We start from the raw sequence: 12,763 nt of genomic DNA on the forward strand, positions 1-12,763 counted from the left end.
AGCTTGCCCCTCGCCACGAAAGCAACATCATTCAACCCGGAGGACGTCATGGAACGACACAGCTTCACCCCCTCGATCAGCGCCCTCCTCCTGCTTATCCCCGCCTGCGCGCTGGCCGCTCCCGACCCGCCGCGCCAGGCCCAACTCCAACATCTTCTGGACCAGGACTGTGGCGCCTGCCACGGCCTGCGAATGACCGGCGGCCTCGGTCCGCCGCTGACCCGCGAAGCGCTGACGGGCAAATCCCGCGACAGCCTCATCGCCACCGTCACCCTGGGCCGCCCCGGCAGCGCGATGCCCGGTTGGGCGCCACTGCTCGGCCCCGACGATATTCGCTGGTTGGTGGACCGGCTTCTTCAAGGAAAACCCGCATCATGATCCGTACCCTCCTTTGCGTGGCCAGCGCTGCAATCCTGCTCGCCGGTTGCGCCCAGCCCACGCTGCGCGGCACGGGCGACCTGGGCGTGGTGATAGAGCGCGCCAGCGGCAGCCTGCAGATCATCGAAAGCGACAACCGCAGCCTGCTCGCCCGCGTCGAAGGCTTGGGCGACTTGTCCCATGCCTCGGTGGTGTTCTCCCGGGACCAGCGCTACGCCTACGTGTTTGGCCGCGATGGCGGGCTGAGCAAGGTCGATTTGCTGACCGCTCGCATCGACCGCCGCATCCTCCAGGGCGGCAACAGTATCGGTGGCGCGATCAGCCAGGATGGCAAGCTGATCGCCGTGTCCAACTACGAACCCGGCGGCGTGAAAGTATTCGATGCCCGGACCCTGGACCCGATCGCCGACATCCCGGCCACACCGCTGCCGGACACCGGTAGACGCTCCCGGGTGGTGGGCCTGGTGGATGCGCCCGGCCAGCGTTTTGTGTTCAGCCTGTTCGACACCGACGAGATCTGGACCGCCGACTTCAGCGAAGGCACCACACCGCGCATCGAGCGTTTCACCGGCATCGGCAAGCAACCCTACGACGCGCTGATCACCCCGGACGGGCGCTACTACATGGCCGGGCTGTTCGGCGAAGACGGCATGGCACAACTCGATCTCTGGCATCCGGAGCACGGGGTCAAGCGCGTGCTGGGCCATTACGGACGCGGCGAGGCCCGGCTGCCGGTCTACAAGATGCCCCATCTGGAAGGCTGGGCCTTGGCTGGGCAGCAAGCCTTCGTGCCCGCCGTCGGTCACCACCAAGTGCTGGTGATGGACGCGACGAATTGGCAGCAGGTCGACGCCATTGCCGTGGCCGGGCAGCCGGTGTTCGTCACCGCACGGCCGGATGGACGCCAGCTCTGGGTCAACTTCGCCTATCCGGACAACGACCACGTCCAGGTCATCGACACCCAGACCCATGCCATCGTTGCCGATCTGCGTCCCGGGCCGGCGGTGCTGCACATGGAGTTCACCGCCCGCGGCGACCAATTGTGGCTGTCCGCCCGGGATGGCGGTGAAGTGCAAGTCTGGGATCCCTATCGACTGGAACGGATCGGCACGCTGCCGTCACTGAGCCCCAGCGGCATTTTCTTCAGCAGCCGCGCGCACAAGCCAGGGTATTGACCATGACACCGAGCCCACTCGCCCGTCGCCTGATCGACCGCTTCCAACACGGCATGCCGCTGTGTGCCGAACCCTACAAGGCCATGGCCGAAACCCTCGGTTGCAGCGAGACCCAGGTCATCGACTGTCTTCAACACCTGCAACTGGCGGGGACGTTGTCGAGGGTCGGTCCGGTGTTCGAACACAGCCGGGCCGGCGCCAGCACCCTAGCCGCCCTCGCGGTGCCGCCGGAGCGCTTGCATCAAGTGGCCGGGCGCGTCAGCCAGTACCCGGAAGTCAATCACAACTACGAACGGGAGCATCGCTACAACCTCTGGTTCGTGCTGACCGGTCCCGACCGCGCCCACCTGGACAACATCCTCCAGGAACTGGAGCAGGACACCGGCCTCACGCCCCTGGACCTGCCCATGCTCACCGCCTACCGCATCGACCTGGGCTTTGCCCTGGAGGCCACCCCATGAACACCGCCCTGAGCGAGCCACAATCCCTGGCGCTGCGCCGTTCGCTGGAAACCGGTTTGCCGCTGACTCCGCGTCCCTTCCAGGCCTTGGCCGAACAGATCGAGGCCAGCGAGTCGCAGGTGCTCGAGCAAGTACGGCTATGGCACGAGCAAGGCCTGTTCCGCCGCGTTGGCCTGGTGGTCAATCACCGCGCCTTGGGATTTTCCGCCAATGCCATGTTGGTGCTGGACGTGCCGGATGCGTTGATCGATGAAGTCGGGCGACGCCTCGGCCAGGCACCGGGCATCAGCCTCTGCTACCAGCGCCCACGACGGCTGCCCCAGTGGCAATACAACCTGTTCTGCATGATTCACGGACGCCAGCGCGATCGCGTCGAGGCCCAGGTCCAGGCGTTGCTCCAGGAACATCTGCTGGATGACCTGCCCCATCAATTGTTGTTCAGCACGCACTTGTTCAAGCAATGCGGCGGACGTTTCGCCGCACCGGCCGGAGCCTCGATCGATGGATGACCTCGACCGCCGCCTGATCAACCGGCTGCAACTGGGCTTGCCCCTGGTGCGCCATCCCTGGGAGCACCTGGCCCGCGAGCTGGACAGCAACAGCGCCGAGCTGCTCGACCGTCTGCATGAGTTGCTCAACGAAGGCGTGCTGACTCGTTTCGGCCCGATGTTCGACATCGATCGCCTCGGCGGCGCGTTCACCCTCGCCGCCCTGGCCGTGCCCGAAGCGCGTTTCGAGACCATCGCCGAGCTGCTCGCCGACCTGCCCGAAGTGGCCCACAACTACCGTCGCGAGCACGCCTGGAACATGTGGTTCGTGCTTGCCTGCCCCAGCGAACAGGTGATCGCCGACACCCTGCTGCGCATCGAACGGCTGACCGGCCTGGTGCCGCTGAACCTGCCCAAGGAGGAAACCTACCATGTCGGTTTGTATTTCCCGGTTTGACTCATTGCAACAGGAAGAAACTCCGCTGGCCCTGCGCCTGGTCGAACTGACCCAGGCCGGCCTGCCCTTGCTCGAAGATCCCTGGAGCTGGCTCGCCGAACAACTGGGCTTGAGTGTCGAGTCCACCCTCGACCTGCTCAAGCGCCTGCAGGCCGAAGGCGCAATCCGTCGCATCGCCGCCGTACCCAACCATTATCGCCTGGGCTATCGCCACAACGGCATGACCGTCTGGGATGTCGCCGACACCGACATGCCGCGCCTCGGCGCGCTGTTGGGCGCGCAGCCCTTCGTCAGCCATTGCTACCGCCGCCCGCGCCGCCCCGGCTGGCGCTACAACCTGTTCGCCATGGTCCACGGGCGCAGTCGCGAAGAAATCGACAGCTACCGCGACCACCTGCGTTACCTGCTGGGGGATGCCTGCGCCGCCGACGACATGCTGGTGAGCAGCCGGATCCTGAAGAAAACCGGCTTGCGCCTGACAGCGGCCGCGCGCTGAACCTGCACATCGACCGAAGGAGCGCTTATGTTGAGGATCAGCCATTACCTGCGCGCCCTGGCCGGGCAATGCCCCGCCCCTCGCGTCGCACCCCCGGGCAGCCTGCGCGCACCGGTGGTGATCTGGAACCTGCTCAGGCGCTGCAACCTGACCTGCAAGCATTGCTACGCAACCTCCGCCGACAGCGTGTTTCACGATGAGCTGAACACGGCCGAAGCCCTGCAAGTGATCGACGACCTGCACGACGCCGGGGTGCGGGTGTTGATCCTGTCCGGCGGCGAACCGTTGCTGCGCGAGGACCTGTTCCAGCTCAGCGCCTATGCCCGTGCCAGAGGTTTCTTCGTCGCCCTGTCCACCAACGGCACGCTGATCGATGCCGCCAATATCGAGCAGATCGCGGCGGCGAATTTTGATTACGTGGGCATCAGCATCGATGGCCTGGAAGCGACCCACGATGAATTCCGGCAGCTCAAGGGCAGCTTCGCCAGCTCAATGGCGGCGATCCGGCTCTGCCGCGAACGTGGGATCCGGGTCGGATTGCGCACGACCCTGACCCAGCAGAACCATCTGCAACTGCCCAGGCTGCTGGAGCTGATGGACGAATACGATGTGCAGAAATTCTACCTGTCGCATCTCAACTACAGCGGTCGCGGCAAGCGCAGCCGCAAGCTCGATGCCCATCAGCAGATGAGCCGCGAGGCCATGGATATGATTTTCCAGCGTGCCTGGGCGGACATCGAACACGGCCGCGACAGCGATTTCGTCAGCGGCAACAACGATGCCGATGCGATCCTGCTGCTGCACTGGGTCGCCCGGTGCCTGCCCCAACACTCCACCGCGCTGGAGCAGATGCTGCGGGCCTGGGGCGGCAATGCCTCGGGCAGCGGCATCGCCAACATCGACAACACCGGCGAGGTGCATCCCGACACGTATTGGTGGCAGCACTCGGTGGGCAATGTCCGCCGGACGCCGTTCAAGTCCCTTTGGCTGGACCGCCCCGAGCCCCTTCTCCTGAAGCTGCGCGAGCACCCTCGCGCCGTCGGTGGACGCTGCGGCCAATGTCGCTGGCTGGGGATCTGCAACGGCAACACCCGCACCCGCGCCTGGGCCGACGGCGATTTGTGGGGCCAAGACCCCGGTTGCCACCTGAGCGATGAAGAAATCGGCGTGCACGCGATTCCCAGCGTTGCACTGCAACCGATATAGCCCGAAGCCGACGGCGAACCTGATGACGAACCAAGGAAGTCCCATGCCTGCCCCCATCGTTTTGCCCGCTGCCCTGCAATCGTCCTTCGTACCAGGGGAAGTCGCCCTGGTCGGCGCCGGCCCCGGTGACCCGGGCCTGCTGACGTTGCGGGCGTGGAGCCTGCTGATGCAAGCCGACGCGGTGGTCTACGACCGCTTGATCAGCCCGCAACTGCTCAGCCTGATCCCACTGACTTGCGCCCGGCATTATGTCGGCAAGGCCGCCGGTTGCCACAGCCTGCCCCAGCCGCAGATCAACCAACTGTTGGCCGATCTGGCGGACCAGGGCCAGCGGGTCGTCCGGCTCAAGGGCGGCGACCCGTTCATCTTCGGCCGTGGCGCTGAAGAGCTGCAATACCTGCTGTCTCGTGGCATCGATTGCCAAGTGGTGCCCGGCATCACCGCCGCGGCAGGTTGTACCGCCTATGCCGGCATCCCGCTGACCCATCGCGACCTGGTCAACTCCTGCCGATTCATCACCGGTCATTTGCAGCGCGACGGTGAGCTGGACTTGCCGTGGCAAAGCCTGGCCGATGACAGCCAGACGCTGGTCTTCTACATGGGCTTGTCGAACCTGCGCACCATTGCCGAGCGCTTGATGGAGGCTGGACTCGCAGCCGACACGCCGGCAGCGTTGATCAGCAACGGCACGCGCCCTGACCAACAGGTGCTGCGCGGCACACTTGGGCAGTTGCCGGAAATGGCCCAGGCCTGCGCCGACGGGCTGCCCACCCTGACCGTGATCGGCAAGGTCGTCGGCCTGTTTGCCCAGCAGCCGGTGCAGCATCCGGCACGGATTCATCCGATGCCACAGGCCCAACCCTATGCCTCGAAGGTGGCGTCATGAAGGGCTGGTGGTTCACGCCGATGCTGTGGATAGGCGCGGCCAACGGTGCCGATGTCAGCGGGCCGGACCTGGACCTGGCCGAGCGCAACTATCAGCAGCACTGCGAGCAATGCCACGGCGTCAATCGCATCGGCGGCGCCGGCCCGGCGCTATTGCCCCAGAGCCTGAGCCGGATCAAGCCCGCTGAAATCCGCCAGGTCATCGAAAACGGCCGCCCCGCCAGCCAAATGGCGGCGTTCGGCACCGTACTGGATGCCGCGCAGATCGATGGCCTGACCCATTATCTCCAGCGCCCGCCCGCCGTCGAGCCGACCTGGAACGAAGACGACACCCGTCGCAGTCATCGCCTGTTGGCGAATCTTGCCACGCTGCCGGACAAACCCCAGCACAACGCCGACCCGCTGAACCTGTTCGTGGTGGTGGAGGCCGGCGACCATCACGTCGATATCGTCGACGGCGATCGCTTCGAGGTGCTGGCGCGCTTCGCCTCGCACTTTGCCGTGCACGGCGGGCCGAAATTCTCGCCGGACGGCCGTTTCGTCTACTTCGCCTCACGGGACGGTTGGATCAGCCTGTACGACCTGCACAACCTCAAGCTCATCGCCGAGGTCCGCGCCGGGCTCAATACCCGTAATCTGGCAGTGAGCAAGGACGGCCGCTGGGTGCTGGTGGGCAACACCTTGCCGGGCAACCTGGTGGTGCTCGACGCCCGTGACCTGTCGCTGGTCAAGACCGTTGCAACGGTCGGGCTGGATGGCCAGGCATCGCGGGTCAGCGCGGTCTATACGGCGCCACCGCGGGACAGCTTCATCGTTGCGTTGAAAGATGTGAAAGAGGTTTGGGAATTATCCACCAGGCCGAACCCGGACTTTGTGCCCAGGCGCATCGAGGCCGAGGATTACCTGGATGACTTCTCCTTCTCTCCGGATTATCGGCAACTGCTCGCCACCTCGCGCAAGGCCCAGGGAGGGCAAGTGATCGACCTCGACACCGGACGGATCGTCACGGATATCGCGCTGCCGGGCATGCCGCATCTGGGCTCGGGCACCTATTGGAAACGTGACGGACATTGGGTATTCGCCACGCCCAACATCAGCAAGGGGCTGATTTCAGTGATCGACTTCGACACCTGGAAGGTCATCAAGCAGATCCCCACCCTCGGGCCGGGCTTCTTCCTGCGCAGCCATGCCAACTCCCGCTATGCCTGGACCGACGTGTTCTTCGGCCCGGACAACGATGCCATCCACCTCATCGACAAGCAGACTCTGGAAATTGCCCACACGCTGCGCCCGATGCCCGGCAAAACCGCCGCCCACGTCGAATTCACCCGCGACGGCCGCTACCTGCTGCTGAGCATCTGGGACACCGACGGCGCGCTGATCGTCTATGACAGCAGCACCCTGAAGGAGATCAAGCGCCTACCGATGAACAAGCCGTCGGGCAAATACAACGTGGGCAACAAGATCGAATTTGCCGAGGGCACCTCACACTGACATCGCAGTTCCGAGGGGCTGCTGCGCAACCCAGCGGGAGCAAGCTCCCTCGCCACAAGGGCGGCGTCGATAATCCATTTTTCCGGCCACCCTATCCCCATGGTGTTGCTTCTTCACCCGAAAGCGGTCAGTGGCTCATCGATGACATCGCGCCAGCCTGCCCGAGCAGCTTCTGGTCGATGTCCTCCAGGCGCAGGACCTTGCCGCCGGCTTCGTGGGCGAGTTTTTGTGCCGCCTCGAGGTCGGAGAACGAAGCCAGGACCACGCCCATGGCGCCCTTGAGTCGGGAGCCGATCACGAAGTAGGCGGTGCGCGCGTCGATCAGGTGAGCGTCGTCCGGTGCGTCCCAGTGGCTGTGGCCCATGTCGTGGACGTACAGCTTCACGTCGGCGCGATGATTCTCCGGTTGCAGCCACCAGCCGAGCATTTCCGCCGGTGAGCAAAACTTCTTCGTCCCGCCGGCACCGACCGCCGCGCCCTTGGGCCCGGGAAAATCGCTGATGACCATGCCACACACATGGCATTCATCCCCGGGATGAAAAGCCAACCCCGCCTGGGCTGCCGGCGGCGACTGGACCTTGTCGCAGGCCACCAGCGCCAGGCACATCAAAACCCCGGCCAGGACACGGCTCGCCTTGAAATAAACCCTGTTCATCACATGCTTCCTCATCAAGATCAGACATTCATGGACGTCGACGATTGAACAACCGATAGGCCAGCCACAACGGCACCACCAACCACAACCCCAGGCACAGCCAGAGCAGCGACCCGGCAACCGGCAAATCGCTACCCAGCGTCAGCACGCCTGCGCCGTTGGACGCGGCGTCAAACCCGGACACATTGATCAGGCGATACACATCGGTGGGATTCAACAGCAACAGCCAAGGCAACAAGTCCGGACTGAACCGGCCCTCGCTCATTACCAGCAACGCCAGGAGCGCCAGGTCGAACACCAGCACGAAGAAAAACCACACCCCCAGCGCCAACCCCGCCGCGGTGGATTTTTCCGCCGACAGGCAACTCAGCACATAGGCCAATCCGAGGAACACCCAACCCAGCAGCGTGCTGGACAGCATGAAACGGCCGAAGGCCCAGAGCAGCAGGCTCAGCTCCACGTCATCGACCAGCACCGCGATGGCCAACATCGCGCAGCCGAAGCCAATCAGGGTCGCCAGTGCCAGGATCAGACCGTGGCCGACAAACTTGCCCAACAACAGCTGCCCACGCCCCAACGGGTAGGTCAGCAACAGCAACAACGTGCCGCTTTCGTCCTCGCCAACGATCGCGTCGTAGGCCAGCAGCAAGGCAATCAACGGCATCAGGAATGTCGCCAGGCTGGCCAGGCTCGCCACCGTCGCCGGCACCGAGGTGAAGCCCAATTGACCGGACGCCGCCGCGCCGAGCCAGGCGATGCCGATCGCCAGCACCGCGAACAACAAGCTGATCGCCAGCAGCCAGCGGTTGCGAAGGCCGTCGCTGAGTTCCTTGCGGGCCATGTTCCAGATCGGGTTCATTGGCCGGCCTCCTCGGTCGCAGCGCGGTTCATGTAGTGGCGATACAGATCTTCCAGCGAGGGTGGCTTGATTTCCACATCCGTCGGGTCGTCCTGGGCCAGCAACTGGCGCAGCAACAGCAACTTGCTGCCGTCCGGCGCAGACACCTGCACCCCTTCGGCGCCCCAGCCCTGGGTGACGTGCCCTTCGCTGCGCCAGTGCTGGCGCAGCCAGTCGGCGCGGGAAAGGCCCGACGCGCGGATCAGCGTCGGCAGTCCCGCGTCCTCGCGCAAACGCGCCAGGCTGCCCAGGGCCAACAGCCGCCCCCTGGTGAGAATCGCGGCGCGGTTGATGTGCGCCTCCACACCCGGCAAGACGTGTGAGCAAAGAATGATGCTGGTGCCCTGCCAGCGCAGGCGATCAAGCAATTGATAGAGGTCCTGTGTGGCAATGGGATCCAGGCCCACGGTCGGTTCGTCCAACAGCAACAGGCGCGGCTGGCCGAGCAAGGCCTGGGCCAGGCCGAGGCGCTGGCGCATGCCCTTGGAGTAGGTGCGCACCCGACGTTTCGCCGCGCCCGCCAGCCCCACCTCCTCCAGCAAGCGCTCGACCTGCGTAGGTGCCGCGCCTTTGAGCCGGGCGAAATGCTGCAACGTTTCCAGCCCGCTCAACTGCGGATAGAACATGACGTTCTCCGGCAGGTAACCAAGCATTCGCCGCACATTCGGGTCGCTGGGCTCACGGCCGAAGACCCGCACCTCTCCCGAGCTGGGCTGCAGCAGCCCAAGAATCAATTTCATGGTGGTGGTCTTGCCCGCGCCGTTGTGGCCGAACAGGCCGAGCACTTCGCCCTGGGCCAGGGTCAGGTCAAGCCCGTGCAGCACGGCGACGTCGCCATAACGCTGGCTGACGCCTTCGATTTCGACGACGTTCAAGACGCGTCCTCCTGGGCAACGTTGCGTTGAAGGGGTTGGATGGGCGCCTGCATCAGCGGATGGCTGTCCATCACCCCGGGGGATTTCATCACCGGGAACGCCCGCTGCACCCAGCGCAGCAGTTCAACGCCCGGGCTGTTCATCAGCAAGCGAACCTGGGGATACAGCCACAGCAGCCGGTCGACGTTATCGTTGGGTTCATAGGCGACGTCGCCCAGCCCATCGCTGTTGCGGTCCCAGCCCAGGTAATCGCTCCAGTAATTACCGCGCCCGTCCGCCGACCATTCCTGCAACCGGGTGGCGACGTATTTGACTTGGCGCTGGTTATGGACGAAGGCATTGCCGGCGATGCGGTTGTCCTCCGAGCCGGCGGTGAGGTGGATGCCCACGGCGCTGCGCTCGAAACGATTGCCTTCGATGCGGTTGAACAGCGAGTTGTAGATGAACAGCGCCTTGCCCTCGGCGCCGGTGATCATGGTGTCGCCGGTGGACCCATCGCGCACGTCGCTGACGAAGTTGTCGCGCAAGGTCGAATAAGTGATGTAGTTCATCAGGATCCCGTAGTTCTGGTCCTGTTCGGAACGGTTGCCGATCACCGTCAACTGGCGGCTTTGCATCAGCGCGTAGCCCGTGCGAGTGCGGCGGGTGGTGTTGCCCAGCAGTTGGTTGTCGTTGGCGAACATGTAATGCACGCCGTAGCGCAAATCCTCCAGGGTGTTGCCCTGCAGCAGATTACCGTTGGAAGTATCGATGTAGATGCCGTCGCGGGTGTCGCGGATCTGGTTGCCGATGATCCGCGCGCCACGCACCGCGTAGAGGTGGATGCCATTGCCTCGGTCCTGGGACCGCAGGCCCGGGTCGCCCTGGATCCGGTTGTCGATGAGGCTGACGTCCCGCGTGCCATCGACCCAGATGCCGAAGCCCTGGCCCTGCATGCGGTTCGCCCGCACCACCGCGCCCTGGCCGGCAGGATGGATGAAGACGGCGGCGTTCATGGCTGTCAGGTCATGGCCCCAGTCCAGGAACGTGCAACCCTGGACCTGGACATTCGGCGCTCGGATGACCAGACCATTGCCCTCGCCCTGCCCCTGGAATACCGCGTCCGGCGCACAGGTGAGCGTCATGGCTTGATCAATGCTGAACGAGCCACGGTACTCACCGGCCGGCAGGCGCCATTGCTGGTCGCCCTCGGCCTGCAACGGCAGGTCCATGATCGATTGCGGCGCGCTGGACGCGCCGCCCGACAACAGGCAGAACATCAGTGCAATGACCGTTCGATGAGCGTTTGCGTGCGGCATGTTCCCGGTCATTGCACCTGCCTCCTCGATGAATGACTCAGGCCTTTTCAACCAGCATGCGCCCGACCATTTCCATGTGCAGCGCGTGACAGAACCAGCTGCAGTAGTACCAATGCAGGCCAGGCTTGTCGGCGATGAAGGTGATGGAGGACGTTTGCTGCGGGCTGATCTCCATGCTCGCGCCGTGGTTGGTCATGACAAAACCGTGGGACACGTCCTCGATCTGGTCGATGTTGGTGATCGTCACGGTCACCTCGTTGCCTTGCTTGACGGTGAACTCCGTCAGTCCGTAGGCCGGTGCCATGGACGTCATATAGACCCGCACCTTGTTGCCGTCGCGGATGACCTTGTTGTCGGTCTCCAGGTTGATGCCGTCCTTCTTCGCCCGGGCCACGGTGTCGGCAAAGAACGGATCGTTGCGGCTCCAGATCTTCTGGGGCTTGATCTGGTCGCGCCGGGCCAGGATGCAATCGTGAGGCTCGGCGAAAGCCGGGCCGTCATGGACCAATTTCATTTCCTCGCCGGAGATGTCGATCAGTTGGTCGTTCTCCGGGTGCAGCGGGCCGGTGGGCAGGAAGCGGTCCTTGGAAAACTTGCACAGCACCACCAGCCACTTGCCATCCGCCTCGCTGGTTTCGGTCAGGGACGCATGGTTGTGCCCGGGCTGGTACTGCACGTCGAGTTTCTGCTTGATGTAGTTGACCTTCTCACCCTTGTAGGCACGGATCGCTTCGTCCATGTTCCACTTCACCACCTGGCTGTCGATGAACAGCGTTGTGTAGGCGTTGCCGCGTCCGTCGAAGGTCGTGTGCAGCGGCCCCAGGCCCAGCTCCGGTTCGGCGACGATCACTTCCCGCGGATCTTTGTAGCGGTCGTTGAACAGATCATCGAGGCGGTCGATGGCGATCATCGAGACCGTCGGCGAGAGCTTGCCGTTGGCGATGAAATACTTGCCGTCAGAAGAGGTGTTGAGGCCATGGGGGTTCTTCGGCACCGGGATGTAGCGGGTGAATTCGCTGTCCTTGCCGTTGACTTTGCGTCCGTCGACCACCGGCACCTTGGAGCCGTCCAGGGTGATGAACTTGCCCGCCTTGACCGCCGCCTCGATGCGCGGAATGTTGTACACCACCACCCAGTCGCGCTCGTTGCGCATCATGCCGCCCAGGTCGTAGGCCTTCTCGGAGTTGTAGCAGGTGCTGGCAGCGTATTTGCCGGTGTAGTCGGCATCGGTGTTGTCCAGGTTGCCGTCGACGATGACCTGGAACGCCATCTCCATTTTCTCGGCATCGATGACGTTGAACATCGTGAAGCTGTTCTTGTCCTGCAGGTCGAAGGTGCTGCCGTCGTTGGGATGCGGGATCACGAACTCGCCGTTGGCGAATACGTACTTGGTGTGCGGGACCTTCTGCAGGCGCAGGCCATGGATCGCCTGCACATTGGGCACGGTGAGGATCTTGTCGCACTTCATGATGTCCAGGCGAATGCGCGCGACCCGCGAGTTGGCCTTGTCATTGATGAACAGATACTTGCCGTCGTACTTGCCGTCGGTCATGGAGATGTGCGGGTGATGGCAGTCGCCGTTCTGGTACTTGGCGCTGTCGCCGAGGATGCGCTTGCTCTCGTTGGTCAGGCCCCAGCCGGTCGCGGAATCGACGTTGAACACCGGGATGCGCATCAGCTCGCGCATCGACGGCACGCCCAGCACCCTCACCTCGCCTTGATGGCCACCGCTCCAGAAGCCGTAGTATTCGTCGAGCTCGCCGGGACCGACGTGGACCTTGGACTTGGCTTCCTTGGCTGCCGCCGCCCAGGACTCGCGGGTGAACGTGCCGGCCCCCAGTGCGGTGGCACCGGCCAACATCGCGCCGGTGACCGCGCCAGTGCCGAGGAAACTGCGGCGGCTGACGCCCCTGGACTCTGGCACTGCGTCAGGCGTCGGGATTTTTTTATCGCTCATGCTGTGTGTGCTCCGTGAAGGATGAAACGGTCAGGGCCAG

General features: G+C 64.1%; 14 protein-coding genes. 9 read left to right on the forward strand and 5 right to left on the reverse strand.

All coding sequences use genetic code 11. The features are described from left to right. Nucleotides 1-48 precede the first annotated feature (48 nt). Genes JZ00_RS00845 through JZ00_RS00885 form a run of 9 tightly spaced genes read left to right on the forward strand, consistent with a single transcriptional unit; the run spans nt 49 to nt 7,040 of the window. On the forward strand, nt 49-378 hold the full coding sequence (locus JZ00_RS00845; protein WP_039591177.1) for a c-type cytochrome: 330 nt from the start codon (nt 49-51) through the stop codon (nt 376-378). After that, the gene (locus JZ00_RS00850; protein WP_039591179.1) at nt 375-1,553 is read left to right on the forward strand and encodes a cytochrome D1 domain-containing protein; all 1,179 of its coding nucleotides are present in this window, start codon (nt 375-377) and stop codon (nt 1,551-1,553) included. The genes JZ00_RS00845 and JZ00_RS00850 overlap by 4 nt, the downstream gene beginning before the upstream one ends. Nucleotides 1,554-1,555: 2 nt before the next feature. Then, nucleotides 1,556-2,014: an Lrp/AsnC family transcriptional regulator gene (locus JZ00_RS00855; RefSeq protein WP_039591181.1), complete on the forward strand. Its 459-nt coding sequence runs from the start codon at nt 1,556-1,558 to the stop codon at nt 2,012-2,014. Continuing rightward, nucleotides 2,011-2,523, forward strand: a complete 513-nt coding sequence (gene ahbB / locus JZ00_RS00860) for a siroheme decarboxylase subunit beta (RefSeq protein ID WP_039591184.1) — start codon at nt 2,011-2,013, stop codon at nt 2,521-2,523. The genes JZ00_RS00855 and ahbB (JZ00_RS00860) overlap by 4 nt, the downstream gene beginning before the upstream one ends. Then, nucleotides 2,516-2,959 carry an Lrp/AsnC family transcriptional regulator gene (locus tag JZ00_RS00865; protein WP_039591185.1) on the forward strand — a complete coding sequence of 148 codons (444 nt, stop codon included), beginning with the start codon at nt 2,516-2,518 and terminating at the stop codon, nt 2,957-2,959. The genes ahbB (JZ00_RS00860) and JZ00_RS00865 overlap by 8 nt, the downstream gene beginning before the upstream one ends. Then, nucleotides 2,934-3,455, forward strand: a complete 522-nt coding sequence (gene ahbB, locus JZ00_RS00870) for a siroheme decarboxylase subunit beta (RefSeq protein WP_039591186.1) — start codon at nt 2,934-2,936, stop codon at nt 3,453-3,455. The genes JZ00_RS00865 and ahbB (JZ00_RS00870) overlap by 26 nt, the downstream gene beginning before the upstream one ends. Nucleotides 3,456-3,482: 27 nt before the next feature. Continuing rightward, complete coding sequence (nirJ, locus tag JZ00_RS00875; protein WP_039591187.1) at nt 3,483-4,661, forward strand: heme d1 biosynthesis radical SAM protein NirJ; 1,179 nt, start codon at nt 3,483-3,485, stop codon at nt 4,659-4,661. A 43-nt stretch (nt 4,662-4,704) separates the two neighbouring features. Further along, complete coding sequence (gene cobA, locus JZ00_RS00880) at nt 4,705-5,547, forward strand: uroporphyrinogen-III C-methyltransferase (protein WP_039591188.1); 843 nt, start codon at nt 4,705-4,707, stop codon at nt 5,545-5,547. Then, entirely contained in the window at nt 5,544-7,040 is a 1,497-nt protein-coding gene (locus tag JZ00_RS00885) for a nitrite reductase (protein ID WP_039591189.1), read from the forward strand. The genes cobA and JZ00_RS00885 overlap by 4 nt, the downstream gene beginning before the upstream one ends. A 127-nt stretch (nt 7,041-7,167) precedes the next feature. On the opposite strand, the gene JZ00_RS00890 is transcribed toward JZ00_RS00885, so the two are convergent. Genes JZ00_RS00890 through nosZ form a run of 5 tightly spaced genes read right to left on the reverse strand, consistent with a single transcriptional unit; the run spans nt 7,168 to nt 12,723 of the window. After that, nucleotides 7,168-7,695 (reverse strand): nitrous oxide reductase accessory protein NosL, encoded by a 528-nt coding sequence (locus tag JZ00_RS00890; RefSeq protein WP_039591190.1) that lies wholly within the window; start codon nt 7,693-7,695, stop codon nt 7,168-7,170. A 28-nt stretch (nt 7,696-7,723) separates the two neighbouring features. Then, nucleotides 7,724-8,554, reverse strand: coding sequence for an ABC transporter permease (locus JZ00_RS00895; RefSeq protein WP_039591191.1), 831 nt, complete (start codon nt 8,552-8,554; stop codon nt 7,724-7,726). Beyond that, a complete protein-coding gene (locus JZ00_RS00900) occupies nt 8,551-9,468 on the reverse strand; it encodes an ABC transporter ATP-binding protein (protein ID WP_039591192.1) in 918 nt (305 codons plus the stop codon). Before JZ00_RS00900 ends, JZ00_RS00895 begins: the two co-directional genes overlap by 4 nt. Then, on the reverse strand, nt 9,465-10,778 hold the full coding sequence (locus tag JZ00_RS00905; RefSeq protein ID WP_039591193.1) for a nitrous oxide reductase family maturation protein NosD: 1,314 nt from the start codon (nt 10,776-10,778) through the stop codon (nt 9,465-9,467). The genes JZ00_RS00900 and JZ00_RS00905 overlap by 4 nt, the downstream gene beginning before the upstream one ends. A 25-nt stretch (nt 10,779-10,803) precedes the next feature. Further along, nucleotides 10,804-12,723 (reverse strand): TAT-dependent nitrous-oxide reductase, encoded by a 1,920-nt coding sequence (gene nosZ / locus JZ00_RS00910; protein WP_039591194.1) that lies wholly within the window; start codon nt 12,721-12,723, stop codon nt 10,804-10,806. Between the last annotated feature and the right edge of the window lie 40 nt (nt 12,724-12,763).

The organism is Pseudomonas frederiksbergensis (assembly GCF_000802155.2).
Lineage (GTDB): Bacteria > Pseudomonadota > Gammaproteobacteria > Pseudomonadales > Pseudomonadaceae > Aquipseudomonas > Aquipseudomonas frederiksbergensis_A.